15 protein-coding genes are annotated in these 15412 nt (G+C 58.4%); 9 read left to right on the top strand and 6 right to left on the bottom strand.

Annotated elements, in window-relative coordinates; translation table 11 throughout:
• Positions 1 to 13: 13 nt before the first annotated feature.
• Both hyi and gcl read right to left on the bottom strand, forming a co-directional pair.
• A complete protein-coding gene (gene hyi / locus PSH88_RS21825; protein ID WP_305422589.1) occupies positions 14 to 796 on the bottom strand; it encodes a hydroxypyruvate isomerase in 783 nt (260 codons plus the stop codon).
• A 128-nt stretch (positions 797 to 924) separates the two neighbouring features.
• A complete protein-coding gene (gene gcl / locus PSH88_RS21820; protein ID WP_305422588.1) occupies positions 925 to 2700 on the bottom strand; it encodes a glyoxylate carboligase in 1776 nt (591 codons plus the stop codon).
• A 266-nt stretch (positions 2701 to 2966) separates the two neighbouring features.
• Between gcl and PSH88_RS21815 the strand changes: the two genes are divergently transcribed.
• The 4 genes from PSH88_RS21815 (at position 2967) to PSH88_RS21800 (ending at position 5540) form a co-directional block, all read left to right on the top strand.
• Positions 2967 to 3407, top strand: coding sequence for a GlcG/HbpS family heme-binding protein (locus PSH88_RS21815; RefSeq protein WP_305422586.1), 441 nt, complete (start codon positions 2967 to 2969; stop codon positions 3405 to 3407).
• Positions 3408 to 3692: 285 nt separating this feature from the next.
• On the top strand, positions 3693 to 4151 hold the full coding sequence (locus tag PSH88_RS21810; protein ID WP_305422585.1) for an REP-associated tyrosine transposase: 459 nt from the start codon (positions 3693 to 3695) through the stop codon (positions 4149 to 4151).
• Between the two features lie 86 nt (positions 4152 to 4237).
• On the top strand, positions 4238 to 4714 hold the full coding sequence (locus PSH88_RS21805; RefSeq protein ID WP_305483373.1) for a hypothetical protein: 477 nt from the start codon (positions 4238 to 4240) through the stop codon (positions 4712 to 4714).
• A gap of 94 nt (positions 4715 to 4808) precedes the next feature.
• Positions 4809 to 5540, top strand: coding sequence for a flagellar biosynthesis protein FlhF (locus tag PSH88_RS21800; protein ID WP_305483371.1), 732 nt, complete (start codon positions 4809 to 4811; stop codon positions 5538 to 5540).
• Positions 5541 to 5672: 132 nt separating this feature from the next.
• On the opposite strand, the gene PSH88_RS21795 is transcribed toward PSH88_RS21800, so the two are convergent.
• A complete protein-coding gene (locus PSH88_RS21795; RefSeq protein WP_305422584.1) occupies positions 5673 to 6278 on the bottom strand; it encodes a TetR/AcrR family transcriptional regulator in 606 nt (201 codons plus the stop codon).
• Between the two features lie 134 nt (positions 6279 to 6412).
• Between PSH88_RS21795 and PSH88_RS21790 the strand changes: the two genes are divergently transcribed.
• Positions 6413 to 7327 (top strand): DUF808 domain-containing protein, encoded by a 915-nt coding sequence (locus PSH88_RS21790; protein WP_305422583.1) that lies wholly within the window; start codon positions 6413 to 6415, stop codon positions 7325 to 7327.
• Positions 7328 to 7431: 104 nt separating this feature from the next.
• On the opposite strand, the gene PSH88_RS21785 is transcribed toward PSH88_RS21790, so the two are convergent.
• Entirely contained in the window at positions 7432 to 8220 is a 789-nt protein-coding gene (locus PSH88_RS21785) for an MlaA family lipoprotein (RefSeq protein WP_305422582.1), read from the bottom strand.
• Positions 8213 to 9511, bottom strand: coding sequence for a serine/threonine protein kinase (locus tag PSH88_RS21780; RefSeq protein ID WP_305422581.1), 1299 nt, complete (start codon positions 9509 to 9511; stop codon positions 8213 to 8215). The genes PSH88_RS21785 and PSH88_RS21780 overlap by 8 nt, the downstream gene beginning before the upstream one ends.
• Positions 9512 to 9734: 223 nt before the next feature.
• Here PSH88_RS21780 and PSH88_RS21775 point away from each other — a divergent pair, with 223 nt between their 5' ends.
• On the top strand, positions 9735 to 10103 hold the full coding sequence (locus PSH88_RS21775) for a hypothetical protein (RefSeq protein WP_305422579.1): 369 nt from the start codon (positions 9735 to 9737) through the stop codon (positions 10101 to 10103).
• 96 nt (positions 10104 to 10199) lie between these two features.
• On the opposite strand, the gene PSH88_RS21770 is transcribed toward PSH88_RS21775, so the two are convergent.
• On the bottom strand, positions 10200 to 11795 hold the full coding sequence (locus tag PSH88_RS21770; protein ID WP_305483370.1) for a glycoside hydrolase family 17 protein: 1596 nt from the start codon (positions 11793 to 11795) through the stop codon (positions 10200 to 10202).
• Positions 11796 to 12082: 287 nt separating this feature from the next.
• On the opposite strand from PSH88_RS21770, the gene PSH88_RS21765 reads away from it, so the two are divergent.
• The 3 genes from PSH88_RS21765 (at position 12083) to PSH88_RS21755 (ending at position 15194) form a co-directional block, all read left to right on the top strand.
• Positions 12083 to 12934: a glycine betaine ABC transporter substrate-binding protein gene (locus PSH88_RS21765; protein WP_305422576.1), complete on the top strand. Its 852-nt coding sequence runs from the start codon at positions 12083 to 12085 to the stop codon at positions 12932 to 12934.
• 293 nt (positions 12935 to 13227) lie between these two features.
• On the top strand, positions 13228 to 13539 hold the full coding sequence (locus PSH88_RS21760) for a DUF485 domain-containing protein (protein WP_007894282.1): 312 nt from the start codon (positions 13228 to 13230) through the stop codon (positions 13537 to 13539).
• A complete protein-coding gene (locus tag PSH88_RS21755) occupies positions 13536 to 15194 on the top strand; it encodes a cation acetate symporter (RefSeq protein ID WP_305422575.1) in 1659 nt (552 codons plus the stop codon). Before PSH88_RS21760 ends, PSH88_RS21755 begins: the two co-directional genes overlap by 4 nt.
• The last annotated feature ends 218 nt before the right edge of the window (positions 15195 to 15412 follow it).

Here is a 15412-nt window from a genome sequence, read left to right as displayed (position 1 = left end):
CTCAGGATCTGTGTCAAATCGCGTTATGGGTTTTCAACCAGCCCAGACCCGCTTCAGTGGTGGTCAGCGGCTTGTATTCACAGCCAACCCAACCTTGATAACCGATGCGGTCCAGGTGCTCGAACAGGAAGCGGTAGTTGATTTCACCCGTACCCGGTTCGTTGCGCCCTGGATTGTCGGCCAACTGGATGTGGTTGATCTCGCCCAGGTGCGCAGCCATGGTCCGGGCCAGGTCGCCCTCCATGATTTGCATGTGATAGATGTCGTATTGCAGGAACAGGTTGGCGCTGCCGACCTGTTCGCGAATCGTCAGGGCTTGCGCCGTGTTGTTCAGGTAGAAACCCGGGATGTCGCGGGTGTTGATCGCTTCCATCACCAGTTTGATGCCCACCGCTTGCAGCTTGTCGGCCGCGTACTTGAGGTTGGCGACAAAGGTCTTTTCCACGGTGGCATCGTCGACACCTTGTGGACGAATACCGGCCAGGCAGTTGACCTGGGTGTTGCCCAGCACTTGGGCGTAGGCAATGGCCAGGTCGACACCGGCGCGGAACTCTTCGACCCGATCCGGCAGGCACGCGATACCGCGTTCGCCCTTGGCCCAGTCACCGGCCGGCAGGTTGAACAACACCTGGGTCAAGCCATTGGCATCGAGCCTGGCCTTGATTTCGGCAGAGCTGAAGTCATAGGGGAACAGGTATTCGACACCACTGAAGCCGGCCTTGGCGGCAGCGTCGAAACGGGCAAGAAAATCCTGCTCGGTGAACAGCATGGACAGGTTGGCTGCGAAACGCGGCATGGTAGTCTCCCGTTTAAAGTTATCGTTCCCACGCTCTGCGTGGGAATGCCTCATTGGACGCTCTGCATCCGCTGTTGGGACGCGGAGCGTCCCGGGCTGCATTCCCACGCAGAGCGTGGGAACGATCATCAATCGAGCAACGAAATCGCCGTTGGCGCATCGTTGCCGACCAACGCCAGGTCTTCGAATTCGTTGACAGCGTTGATCTCGGTGCCCATGGAAATGTTGGTCACGCGCTCCAGAATGATCTCGACGATCACCGGCACCTTGAACTCTTCGATCAGTTCCTGAGCCTTGCGCAGGGCAGGCTGGATCTGACCCGGTTCGAACACCCGCAGCGCCTTGCAACCCAGGCCTTCGGCGACAGCGACGTGGTCGACACCGTAACCGTTGAGTTCCGGAGCGTTGAGGTTGTCGAAGGACAGCTGCACGCAGTAGTCCATGTCGAAACCGCGCTGAGCCTGACGGATCAGCCCCAGGTACGAGTTGTTCACCACAACGTGGATGTATGGCAGCTTGAACTGCGCACCCACCGCCAGTTCTTCGATCATGAACTGGAAGTCGTAGTCGCCCGAGAGCGCCACCACCTTGCGGGTCGGATCAGCCTTGACCACGCCGAGTGCTGCCGGAATGGTCCAGCCCAACGGGCCGGCCTGACCGCAGTTGATCCAGTGACGCGGTTTGTAGACATGCAGGAACTGCGCGCCGGCAATCTGCGACAGACCAATAGTGCTGACGTAACAGGTGTCCTTGCCGAACACCTGGTTCATCTCTTCGTAAACACGTTGCGGCTTGACCGGCACGTTGTCGAAGTGAGTCTTGCGCTGCAGGCTGGCTTTGCGTTGCTGGCAGTCTTGCAGCCAGGCGCTGCGGTTTTTCAGCTTGCCGGCGGCTTGCCATTCGCGAGCGACTTCGATGAACACAGTCAATGCGGCAGCAGCGTCGGACACGATGCCCAGGTCCGGGGTGAACACGCGGCCGATCTGGGTCGGTTCGATGTCGACGTGAATGAACTTGCGGCCTTCGGTGTAAACGTCGACCGAACCGGTGTGACGGTTGGCCCAACGGTTACCGACGCCCAGCACCAGGTCCGACTTCAACATCGTGGCATTGCCATAACGGTGCGAGGTTTGCAGACCGACCATGCCAACCATCAGCGGGTGATCGTCCGGGATGGTGCCCCAGCCCATCAGGGTCGGGACCACTGGAATGCCGGTCAGCTCGGCGAACTCCACCAGCAACTCGCTGGCGTCGGCATTGATAATGCCGCCACCGGCCACCAACAATGGGCGCTCAGCCTGATCAAGCATGGCCAAGGCCTTCTCGATCTGCACGCGGTTAGCGGTCGGCTTGGCCAGCGGCAGCGGCTCATAGGCGTCGATGTCGAATTCGATTTCGGCCATCTGCACGTCGAACGGCAGGTCAATCAGCACCGGGCCTGGGCGGCCGGAGCGCATTTCATAGAAGGCTTTCTGGAACGCGTAAGGCACTTGGCCCGGCTCCATAACAGTGGTCGACCACTTGGTGACCGGCTTGACTATGCTGGTGATATCGACGGCCTGGAAGTCTTCCTTGTGCATCCGGGCCCGCGGTGCCTGACCGGTGATGCACAGGATCGGGATCGAGTCGGCCGAGGCGCTGTAAAGCCCGGTGACCATGTCGGTGCCGGCCGGGCCGGACGTGCCGATGCATACGCCGATGTTGCCGGCCTTGGTGCGGGTGTAGCCCTCGGCCATGTGCGAGGCGCCTTCAACGTGGCGAGCGAGGACGTGATCGATGCCACCGACCTTCTGCAAGGCGGAGTACAGCGGGTTGATCGCGGCGCCGGGGATGCCAAAAGCGGTATCAACCCCTTCACGGCGCATCACCAGAACGGCGGCTTCGATTGCTCTCATTTTGCTCATGGTTTTGTGCCTCTTACGTTTTGTAATTGTATACAAGTGGCTTTGCGCAGAGTGTATTCACGGCGGACGGCGCAGGTCAATCCATTTTCTCAAGCAGCTGTTTCATTCGTCGGAAGCCCGAAGGACTGTGGCTTTTCGTCGCATGTGGCGCTTTTCGAAAATTATTGTATACAAAAAAATAATTCATTGTGTTCTATTTGTTGCATCGGATTGCGCAACAGAAAGCAATCCAACGGCTTTCCCTATAACAAGATGAGGACGGCACCATGAGCGCTTTAACCTTGAACGTCGCAGTCAACCTGGCCAATCAGGCCATCTCCACAGGCCGGGAAATCTCCGCCGCGCCCTTGACCGTTGCCGTGCTGGACGCCGGCGGGCACTTGATAACGCTGCAACGCGAAGACGGCGCCAGCCTGCTGCGCCCGCAGATCGCCATCGGCAAAGCTTGGGGCGCCATCGCCTTGGGCAAGGGCTCACGCCTGCTGGCACAAGACGCCCAACAACGCCCGGCCTTCTTCGCCGCGCTGAACAGCCTGGGGCAGGGCAGCGTCGTGCCGGTGCCGGGCGGCGTGTTGGTTCGGGATCAGGACGGGACTGTGCTGGGAGCGGTGGGTATCAGCGGCGATTTGTCTGATGTCGATGAACAGTGTGCGATCAGGGCGATTGAGGGGCAGGGGTTGAGGGCGGATGCGGGGGTGGTTGGTTGATTTTCAGCGTCTGATCGAATGTCATCGCGGGCAAGCCCGCTCCCACAGGTTCAGCGGTGAACACAAAATGTGGGAACACCCTCGATCCTTGTAGGTGAACACAAAATCTGTGAACACCTTCGATCCTTGTAGGTGGACACAAAATCTGTGAGCACCTTCGATCCTTGTGGGAGCGGGCTTGCCCGCGATGGCGGCTTCATGGACACATCCAGATAACGGATTGTCGCGGTCTATGGGCTGCTCAGGTCTAGTCTTCTGATGAATCCATCATGAAGGGGCAACGGATTGCCTGATCTTCCTGCTTCACATCGCCTACGAACGGGGCGCTATGCCGAACCCAATCGAATCTATTTACTGACTACCAATACACTTGATCGCAAGCCGGTTTTTGCGGATTTCGCATTGGGCAGATTGGTTGTTCATCAATTTCGCCAAGCACAAAACACAGGCTTAGTGAATTCACTGGCATGGGTCGTTATGCCTGATCACTTCCATTGGCTTGTCGAGTTGGAGAACTGTTCGCTCAGTAATCTGATGCGTCAAACCAAGTCACTGATTACGCGGGAGGTGAATCTTTCCAGTAACAGGAATGGACCACTTTGGCAGCAGGGCTATCACGACCGGGCATTGAGGCGAGAAGAAGACTTGGTGAAGATCGCACGGTATGTAGTGGCGAATCCATTGCGGGCAGGGCTTGTAGAGCGGCTTGGCGACTATCCCTTGTGGGATGCTATTTGGCTTTAAGACTTCAGATCGAGTCGCCCCAATCGCGGCATAGGTATCTACACATCTCCCGATCCTGGTCTATAAAGGGACGGCATGGATATCAAATGACCGGGCTAGATGCCCGACTGACAAAACGATACGACGAGTTAGTCATGGGACACAGTAATGGACTACCGGCGCTGGCCGCCGGGATGAAAGCCTTGCCGCGAAGCGACAAGGCTTTTGCACAGACGCAAGCCCTTTGGCGATTTTTGAGCAATGACCGGGTTCGGCCCGTTGACCTGGTTAAACCGCTGCTGGCGTTAGCCCACGAGGGTTGTCGAGATGACTGCGATGATTACGCGCTGGTCATGCATGATTGGTCTCGGCTCAATTACATGCACCACCACAGCAAGGCTGATCGCCTGCAAATGACCCACCGGGGCGACATCGGTTACGAGCTGCAAAGCAGCCTGCTCGTCACGGATCGTGACGGTGCACCGATCTGTACTCCTGCTCAGAATCTAGCGCGACCAGGGACGGCGTGCTCAGCACGCGAGCCGAAGAAGTGCTGGCCCCTGAGAAGCATCTGCATGAACTGACACAACGTATCACTTGGCTGGAACAGCAGAATTTTGCCAAGCCGCTTGTCCATATCGTGGATCGAGAGGCTGATTCGGTCGCTCACCTGAGGCAATGGCAGCCGAAGGTCGGCAATGGCTGGTGCGAGTCAAGGCCGGTTCCACGGCCAGTCATGCAGGTCAATCGAGGGCCCTGAGTCAAATTGCTCGCGAGATGACCTACCGCAAAACTCGCAAGGTGGACTACAAAGGAAAACCGGCCATTCAATGGGTGGGAGAAACCGCCGTCGTGCTGACTCGCCAAGCCCAGCCTTTCACCAAAGACAGGGCCGACCGCAAGACGCTGCGCAAGTCTGGTGAGCCGTTGCCGGCCCGGCTCGTCGTGAGCCGAATACTGGGAGCCGATGGTCACCTGCTGGCCGAATGGTATTTGCTGAGCAACCTTGAGCAAGAGGTCGCAGATGAACGATTGGCGCTCTGGTATTACTGGCGCTGGCGTATCGAGTCCTACTTCAAACTGCTTAAAGGGGGTGGGCATCAGCTGGAAAACTGGCAGCAAGAGAGCGGTGAAGCGGTGTTCAAACGGCTGTTGATCGCCAGTCAGGCATGTGCTGTCAGTTGGCGTCTGATGCGGGCTAAGGGGGAGTTTGCTGAGCAAACACGGGATTTTTTGGTCCGTCTGTCTGGTCGACAGATGAAGCGCTCGCAGCCGGTGACGGCTTCCGCGCTGCTGGCCGGTTTATACATGCTTTTGGCCATGTGCGAGACATTGGAGCAATACACGCCCCAGGAACTGGCGGGTTTTGCTAAAGAGGCCATCGGCTGGGTGGCCAGCCGAAGACTTTAGAGATGTGTAGATACCTATGCCCATCGCGGGCAAGCCCGCTCCCACAGGTTCCTGCTGGTGAATACAAAATGTGTGAACACCCTCGATCCTTGTGGGAGCGGGCTTGCCCGCGATTGGGGTTCACTCGGTCGTTCAGTCCACCTCACACCCCTTAAGCACCAACCGGATAATCGTCTGCGCCGCCGCCTCATAGTCGGCCTCATCCAGCTTGGCCTTACCGGTCACCGCAGAAATTTGCCAGTCGAAGTCGGCGTAGGTCTGGGTCGCGGCCCAGATGCTGAACATCAGGTGGTTGGGGTCGATCGGGGCGATCTGGCCGCGGTCGATCCAGGTCTGGATGCAGTCGATGTTGTGCCTGGCCTGGCCGTTGAGTTGCTCGACCAGGTCGGGGCTCAGGTGCGGGGCGCCGTGCATGATTTCGCTGGCGAACACCTTGGAGGCGAAGGGCAGGTCACGGGAGATGCGGATTTTAGAGCGAATGTAGCCGCTCAGCACTTCGCTGGGCACGCCATCGGCGTTGAACGGCGTCGAGGCCTGCAGGATGGGCTCGATGATGCTTTCCAGGACCTCGCGGTAGAGGTTTTCCTTGGATTTGAAGTAGTAGTAGACGTTAGGCTTGGGTAGCCCGGCCTTGGCCGCGATGTCACTGGTTTTGGTCGCAGCGAAGCCCTTGTCGGCAAATTCTTCGCTGGCGGCACGCAGGATCAGTTCTTTGTTGCGCTCGCGGATAGTGCTCATAAACCAAGGAGTTCCTTGCCTGTTCTGGCGGTTGCGCATGGTAGCACCGGCCTCGCGCGGCGCTCAAGAATGCCCCCGTGTGCCCTCGGTCGCGCTATGCTGCGCAGCATTCATTCAAGAAGGAAACCTGATTCATGGCAGGAAGCAGTTTGCTGGTGCTGATCGACGACATCGCCACCGTACTGGATGATGTGGCGTTGATGACCAAAATGGCCGCGAAGAAGACCGCCGGCGTGCTTGGCGATGATCTGGCGCTCAATGCCCAGCAGGTTTCCGGCGTGCGTGCCGAGCGGGAAATCCCGGTGGTGTGGGCGGTGGCCAAGGGCTCGTTCCTCAACAAGCTGATCCTGGTGCCATCGGCCTTGGCCATCAGCGCGTTCATTCCGTGGCTGGTCACACCATTGTTGATGGTCGGTGGCGCTTACCTGTGCTTCGAAGGTTTCGAAAAACTCGCCCACAAATTCCTCCACAGCAAAGCTGAAGATCAGGCCGAACACGCAGAGCTGGTCGAGGCTGTGGCCAACCCGGCGGTCGATCTGGTGGCGTTCGAAAAGGACAAGATCAAGGGGGCGATCCGTACCGACTTCATTCTCTCGGCGGAAATCATCGCCATCACCTTGGGTACCGTGGCTGCCGCTTCGCTGACCCAGCAAGTGATCGTGCTCTCGGGCATCGCCATCGTCATGACCATCGGCGTCTATGGCCTGGTGGCCGGCATCGTCAAACTCGATGACCTCGGTCTATGGCTGACCCAGAAGCCTGGGCAAATGGCTAAAAGCATCGGCGGCGGGATTCTGCGTGCAGCGCCGTACATGATGAAAAGCCTGTCGGTGATCGGTACCGCGGCGATGTTTTTGGTCGGCGGCGGGATTCTGACCCACGGCGTGCCGGTGGTTCATCACTGGATCGAGGGTGTCAGCGCAGGTGCTGGTGGAGCCGGGTTTATCGTGCCGACATTGCTGAATGCGGTGGCCGGGATTGTGGCGGGTGCGGCGGTGTTGGTTGGGGTGATGTTCGTGAGCAAAATCTGGAAAGCAGTTAAAGGCTGAAGCCTGGCAATACGATCGAGTGTGGGAGCGGTGGTGTTTGAGACACCGCACATAAAAAAGGCCATTCGACGCAAATCGAATGGCCTTTTTTGTTGCCGATAGAATTACTCGGCAACCTGCAGCTTGCGCGACTCGGTGTACACGTAACGCACTTTTTCATACTCGAACGGCGTATTCAGCTGACCATAGCGGAAGCTGTTCTGATAGCGCTTGTCGACGGCGCGCAGGGCCCAGACTTCCGGATGGTTGGAGCTGACTTCGGCCACGTTCAGGAAGTTGATCGCCGATTCGCCGGTGTAATCCACCACCAGGCCTGCAGTGTCACGCAGGTTTGACGGGCCGAGGATCGGCAGCACGAAGTAGGCGCCGCCCGGTACGCCGTAGAAGCCTAGCGTCTGGCCGAAGTCTTCGCTCTGGCGCGGCAGCCCCATGGAGGTGGCCGGATCCCACAGGCCGGCGACACCGATGGTGGTGTTGAGCAGCAGGCGCGCGGTGGTTTCCATCGAACGCTGCCCCTTGAATTGCAGCAGGCTGTTCACCAGGTTCGGAATATCGCCGACGTTGTTGAAGAAGTTGCTGACGCCAGTGCGCAGGAAACTTGGGGTGATGTAGCGATAGCCGTTGACCACGGGCAGGAACACCCATTGGTCGAAACGGTAGTTGAAGTGGTAGACGCGGCGGTTCCACTCTTCCAGCGGGTCGTAGACGTTCAGCGCGTTGAGCGTCGAGCGTTCGAACTCGCGCTGATCCAGCCCCGGGTTGAATTTGAGTTTGCTCAGCGGTTCCTTGAAGCCGTCACTATCGACCACCACAGGTGCATTGGCTTTGCTGTTGTCGGCGTTGGCGACGCCTGCACAGAGTAACGATGCGATCAGCAGGGGGTATTTAGCCACGGAAAAACTCCAGCATGGCGTCGCTGTTGACGCGATAGTTGAGGTTGCCGCAATGGCCGCCCAATGGATAAACAGTCAAACGGTCGCCGAAGGTCCGGCGCAGAAACCCCAGGTCGCCAGGGCCGAGGATCACGTCGTCAGCGTTGTGCATGACGGCGATTTTCGGGCTGCCGTGCAGATAATCCTTGAGCGCATACAGGCTGACCTGATCGATCAATTGCAGCAGGCTGCCGCCGTCGGTGCGGGCGCGCCACATCGGAATGACTTGCTCGGTGATGTAGCAGTCGAAATCGCACTGCAGCGCGCGTTTGAGGAATGGTGTGAGGGTGGTGCCTTCGGTGATCGGGTATTTCGGTGGCGTGATCAGGCCGCGACGGTTGATCAGGTCCGAGGTGAAGGCAATGTCAGCCGCCGAGAAACGGAACGAAGTGCCAATCAGCATGGCCATCTGCTCGTTGGTCAGGTGTTGCTTGGACTGCTGGAAGTCGTAGAGCAGGGCATCGTTGAGGTCGATGTAACCCTTTTGCTGGAAGTAGCGGGTCAGTTTGTCCAGCACCAGCTCATAGAAGGTGGTGCTGTTGTTGATGCCTTTCACCTCTGTTTGTACCAGCTTGTCCAGGTTGGTGATCGAGGTGTAAAGGTTGACCGGCGGGTTGAGCAGCAAGACTTTCTTGAAATTGAAGCTGCGACGGGTTTCATCCAGGTGCGCCACAAAGGCCGCATCCAGGGCGCCGAGGCTGTAGCCGCTCAGGTAATAGTCGGTGACCGGTAATTTCGGGTTCTGCGCCCGCACAGCCTGCATCACCCGGTACATGTCTTCGGCATCTTCCTTGGTTATGCCTGGGGTGGCGAAGCGCGAGGCCGCGCTCATGAAATCGTAGCTGGTGGGCGACGACAGTTGCACCACGTGATAGCCGGCCTTGTAGTAGAGCTTTTTCAGGTACTCATTGAGGGTGCTGTCGTAGCGTGCACCGGTGCCGGAGATCAGGAAGATCAACGGTGCGGCTTGATCTTGCGTGGCGATGCGATAGGTGAGTTGCTTTACCGGCCAGAAGTTGTCCGGCAGGTTGAACTCACGCTCGGGGCGCATCGTGACACTGCGGTCCGACTGATTGATGTCGTCATCGTGCGGCAATTCCGGGCGTAACTCCGGCGGTGTCGTGGCGATAGTCGCCTCGAACGGGTTGGTCAGGGGGTAGCCGTAACTGGCGGCATCAATGTCGGCCGCCAGTGCGGACGCACTTAAAAACAAGCCGCCAAACAGGGCGGCGCAGCGCAAGGAGCGGAGCATGACTAGATCCCTTAGAGGAAGGTGCCGGATGAAGTTCGCAGGCTATGACCATCGGATTTGCGCCAAAGTGCCATGATCGGTACCAAACCGGCCTGATTTCGGAGCAACGGTAGCAGGACGATACACTTTGCAGCTATTTCATGAACAGTTATCTGTTGATGTCACTTGCTTACCGCGGTCGGGGGATTAAGCTGGCCGCCGATTTCGTTTATTGGAGTGCTTCATGTCCCGCCGTCTGCCCGTGATCCTGTTGCTCGTTCTTCTGCCGTTATGGCTGGCCGCCAGTTATGGCGCGCGTTATGGCTTCATGGAGGATGCTCAATGGGTTGGCGTTTGCGTTGATGAGGCCAGTCGCTGGGAATGCCAGATTCGGTCGAATCTGGGTTTGATGATTCATTTCAAGGTGCTGGGCTGGGCAGCAGTGGCCGCTGCGGTGCTCGGTTTTGTGCTGCCGGGGCGAGCGGGGTGGTGGTTGGCGGTGCTGGCGCTGGTATTCGGATTTCCGGCGCTGGCGTTGTACAACACCACGTTAGCGGTGTTTGCGGTGGTGATTGCTGCTTTGCGTCTGGTTCGGGCTTCTCGTAGCGTTTGATAATCCGTCATCGCGGGCAAGCCCGCTCCCACAAGGATTGCGTAAACCCTGTGGGAGCGGGCTTGCCCGCGATGAGGCCGGTAGCCGCGCTGAAGATCACCCCTTGCGAACCCGCAAGCTGCGCCACAACGCCGCCACCATCAACACACTCACCAGCGCCCAACCCCAGGCCTGCTGGTTCTGCAAACCTTCTTGATACAGCTGTGGCGCAATGCCGGCGCCGATGATGAAGGTCAGCAGGGCGATTTCCCGACGCGGCACGCTGACCGGCCGGCACAGGTACACCAGCGCCGGCAGGATGAATGCGACACTCGGGAAGCTGCGATAACGCGGGTCGAACACCAACTCCAGCATCATCACCGCCGCGGCAAAACCTGCCGCTGCCAGCCACCAGCCGGCACGACGTTCCAGTGCATCGAAGGCGCGTTCACGCCAGCCGGTCCGAGCGCTCAAGGTCAGCGCGGCATGCGCCAGCACCAACACATTCAACCCCGTCAGCAAGGCGACCCACAGCCATTCACTGGCAAACCGGGTGGTGACACGGGCCAGGTCGCCCCAAGCGCCAATCGAACAGGCCGCCACTGCACCGAGCAGTGGCAGAACCAGCGCCGCGCGGGTGCTGCGAACGCGACCGCCGAGGATCAGCGTGCCGATGAAGATCAAGCCACCCACCATCAGCCATTGCGACCAGTACGGCACGTTCGAGACCGGCCCGGCGAGTACGCCCTTATCCTGGCGATCGGCGTCGAACAGTCCCCAATAACCCCCGACCGCACCTTCGCTGGCGCGTTTCCAAGGCTGGTCGAATGCCTCGATCAGGTTGTAATGCCAGCCTTGCTGCTCGGCCATGATCACAAAGCTGCGAATGAACTTGGCTTCATTGACCCTGCTCGGCAAGGCGGTTTCACGCTGACGGCCTTCGCTTGGCCAGCCGGTTTCACCAATCATCACGTCCTTGGGCGCGAACTTGTTGCCGAACACCTGGCGCACTTCGGCCACATGCTGCAGCGCGGCGTCGATGTTCGACGGATCGTCTTCCCAGTACGGCAGCAAATGGATGGTCAGGAAGTCCACCGCGGGGGCGATTTCCGGGTGCTTGAGCCAGAACTCCCAGACGTCGGCGTAGGTCACCGGTTGTTTGACCTGACTTTTGACTTTGTTAATCAGCGTCGCCAACTGTGCGCCGGTCACTTCCTTGCGCAGCAGGGTTTCGTTGCCTACGATCACCGCAGTCACCACATCGGCGTTGGCATTGGCCGAGGCGATCAGCAGGTCGACTTCCTTGGCAGTGTCCACCGGGTTGCTGTTGACCCAGGCGCCGATCATCAGCTTCAAGCCATGCTTGCGCGCCAGATCGGGTATAGCCTCGAGGCCGGTCATGGAATAGGTACGGATGCATTCAAAACGGGTTGCCAGTAGCGCGAGGTCGGCGTCCATGCGCTCGGGGCGCAGTTTGAACGGTACATCGAACGGCGATTGGTCTTTGTCGAACGGGGTGTAGGAGGCGCATTGCAGCTTGTGCGTTGCGCTGGTCACGTCCGGCAGGATCACCGGTTTGCCGAGGCCATACCAGAAACCGCCGAGGGCAAAAAGCCCCAGCAGGCAGGCGAATAAATAAGCAAAAAAAGGAAAGCGTGATGTCGCGGGCATGGTCAGGCCGTCTGGGAACAAAGCCGCGCATGTTACCTGCATTTGTCCCGTGCTTGGTGGCCTGCATAATTTTGACATGCAAAGTTTGGGCGGGGTTGGCGTGCGTACTTTCACGGGGCACGATTAATGGCGTTCTGATGTCGTTTCTCGATGCCTTGAGGTCGCTGGCAGAGCAGGTCGCGGTTGGCGTCAGGTTGATTATCGTGGCGTCAGTACTCCGCTGATGTTTGAACGAGTTTGCAGTGAGGCGTGATGGGGGCGCTGTGCACCATAACAATACGTTGAGCGGCTCGGCATCCGTCGAGCGCAGCACTTTCGGGGAAGTAACGATGAAGATGCGACGACTCTTGGGCGCAGGTGCCGCTTTGGTGCTGGCGATCAGTTCTACGATGGCCAGCGCTGAAGGCAAGGCAGTGACGATCGGTTATGTAGACGGCTGGTCGGACAGCGTCGCCACGACCAACGTGGCCGCAGAAGTGATCAGGCAGAAACTCGGTTATGACGTGAAGCTGCAAGCGGTTGCCACCGGGATCATGTGGCAGGGTGTGGCCACAGGCAAACTCGACGCCATGCTGTCGGCGTGGTTGCCCGTGACTCACGGTGAATACTGGACCAAGAACAAGGATCAGGTCGTCGATTACGGCCCGAACTTCAAGGATGCGAAAATCGGCCTGATCGTGCCGGAGTACGTCAAGGCCAAGTCTATTGCTGATCTGAAAACCGACGACAGCTTCAAAAATCGTATCGTCGGCATCGATGCCGGTTCAGGCGTGATGCTCAAGTCCGAGCAGGCGATCAAGGACTATGGCCTGGACGGCTACACCCTCAAGGCCAGTTCTGGCGCCGGCATGATTGCCGAGCTGACCCGTGCCGAGAAGAAAAACGAATCCATTGCCGTCACCGGTTGGGTGCCGCACTGGATGTTCGCCAAGTGGAAACTGCGCTTCCTGGAAGACCCGAAAGGCGTTTACGGCGCGGCTGAAACCGTGAACAGCATCGGCAGCAAGGAGCTGGCAACCAAAGCGCCTGAAGTCGCGAAGTTTTTGAAGAGCTTCCAGTGGGCGTCGAAAGACGAAATCGGCGAAGTCATGTTGGCGATTCAAGAGGGCGCCAAGCCTGAAGCCGCAGCGAAAGATTGGGTGGCCAAACACCCGGATCGCGTTGCCGACTGGATCAAATGATTTGACCCGAGGCGCCTAGTCAGCACTTCTCGAGGCCCCTTGGCATAAATGCCAAGGGGCCTTTTGTTTTTTTATGTGGGGCGGGCTTGGTCGCGAAAGCGGTGTGTCATTCAGCAACGATGTTGGCTGACACTCCGCCTTCGCGAGCAAGCCCGCCCCCGCATTGTTTAATGCATGCTGAAAAATGGCGGCTGTGTCATGTCGTTCTAATACTAAGGTCGTCTGGAACCTGTCCGGCAGCCGCATAGAGTGGATACCGTTCCAACTAAATCTGTGCTGCGAGGATAAAAACAATGAACGACAGCATTTACCTCTCGATACAAAACAGCTCGCGCTTCAAAGAGCTGGTCAGCAAGAGAGAACGATTCGCCTGGATTCTTTCGGCGATCATGCTTGGGCTGTACTCCGGATTCATCCTTTTGATTGCCTACGGGCCGCATATTCTGGGTGCGAAAATCAGCCCCGAGTCTTCGATTACGTGGGGCATTCCGATCGGTGTCGGGCTGATTGTTTCGGCCTTTATCCTGACGGGCATCTACGTGCGACGCGCCAACGGCGAATTCGACGACTTGAACAATGCGATTCTCAAGGAGGCTCAGCAATGATCCGGCGTCTAATGGCTCTATTGAGCATCGCAGCCTTTGCACCTGGCGCCTGGGCGGCTGAAGCCCTCACGGGTGCGGTACAGAAACAACCCCTGAACATCGCGGCGATCCTGATGTTTGTGGCGTTCGTCGGCGCGACTTTATATATCACTTACTGGGCTTCCAAGAAGAACAACTCGGCTGCCGACTACTATGCGGCGGGCGGCAAGATCACCGGTTTCCAGAACGGTCTGGCGATTGCCGGTGACTACATGTCCGCGGCGTCCTTCCTGGGTATTTCCGCCCTGGTGTTCACCTCTGGCTACGACGGCCTGATCTACTCGATCGGTTTCCTGGTGGGCTGGCCGATCATTCTGTTCCTGATCGCCGAGCGCCTGCGTAACCTGGGCAAGTACACCTTTGCCGACGTGGCGTCCTATCGCCTGGGGCAAACCCAGATCCGCTCGCTGTCGGCGTGCGGTTCGTTGGTGGTGGTAGCGTTCTACCTGATCGCGCAAATGGTCGGTGCCGGCAAGCTGATTCAGCTGCTGTTTGGTCTCGACTATCACGTTGCGGTGATTCTGGTCGGTATCCTGATGTGCTTGTACGTGCTGTTCGGCGGCATGCTGGCGACGACCTGGGTGCAGATCATCAAGGCGGTGCTGTTGCTGTCCGGTGCCTCGTTCATGGCGCTGATGGTAATGAAACACGTCAACTTCGACTTCAACGCGCTGTTCTCCGAGGCGATCAAGGTTCACCCTAAGGGTGAGGCAATCATGAGCCCCGGCGGTCTGGTGAAAGACCCGATCTCCGCCTTCTCCCTTGGCCTGGCGCTGATGTTCGGTACCGCTGGCCTGCCGCACATCCTGATGCGCTTCTTCACCGTGAGTGACGCGAAAGAAGCTCGCAAGAGTGTGCTGTATGCAACCGGCTTCATTGGCTACTTCTACATCCTGACCTTCATCATCGGCTTCGGCGCGATCCTGCTGGTCAGCACCAACCCGGCCTTCAAAGATGCGGCCGGCGCGCTGTTGGGCGGCAACAACATGGCGGCGGTGCACCTGGCCAACGCAGTGGGTGGCAGTATCTTCCTGGGCTTCATCTCGGCGGTGGCGTTCGCAACCATCCTGGCGGTGGTAGCTGGTCTGACCCTGGCCGGTGCTTCGGCGGTGTCCCATGACCTGTATGCCAGCGTGATCAAGAAGGGCAAGGCCAACGAGAAGGACGAGATCCGTGTCTCGAAAATCACCACCATCGCTCTGGCGGTGCTGGCGATCGGTCTGGGGATTCTGTTCGAGAAGCAGAACATCGCGTTCATGGTGGGCCTGGCGTTCTCCATCGCGGCGAGCTGTAACTTCCCGGTGTTGCTGCTTTCCATGTACTGGAAGAAGCTGACGACTCGCGGTGCGATGATCGGCGGCTGGCTGGGCCTGGTCAGTGCTGTTGGCTTGATGGTGTTGGGGCCAACCATCTGGGTGCAGATACTGGGTCACGAGAAGGCGATCTTCCCGTATGAATACCCGGCGCTGTTCTCCATGGCCATTGCGTTTGTCGGGATCTGGTTCTTCTCGATCACCGATAAGTCGGCCGAGGGTGTGAACGAGCGGGCGTTGTTCTTCCCGCAGTTTGTTCGTTCGCAGACCGGGTTGGGGGCGAGTGGGGCGGTTTCGCACTGAGGCTTTGAGTTTCTATATATAAGCTGAGCTACACAAAAATGCCCCGGTCGAGAGATTGGGGCATTTTTTTATTGGGCGGTTATCGGCCCTTGTTTGACTTGCTCGCGAAGGTGGCCCGATAGTCGACTGGGCTCTTTGATCGTGTACATATCCGTTTCTGCGGTTACGGCTTCTATTGGTTTCGCTTTTACAGCGAGTCACTTTGGAAAAGCCCCAAA

Origin of the sequence: Pseudomonas wuhanensis, from assembly GCF_030687395.1 — a bacterium.
In the GTDB taxonomy this organism is placed as follows: Bacteria; Pseudomonadota; Gammaproteobacteria; order Pseudomonadales; family Pseudomonadaceae; genus Aquipseudomonas; species Aquipseudomonas wuhanensis.
Note: the sequence above shows the minus strand (reverse complement) of the source record. Positions and strands in the feature narration are given on the sequence as shown.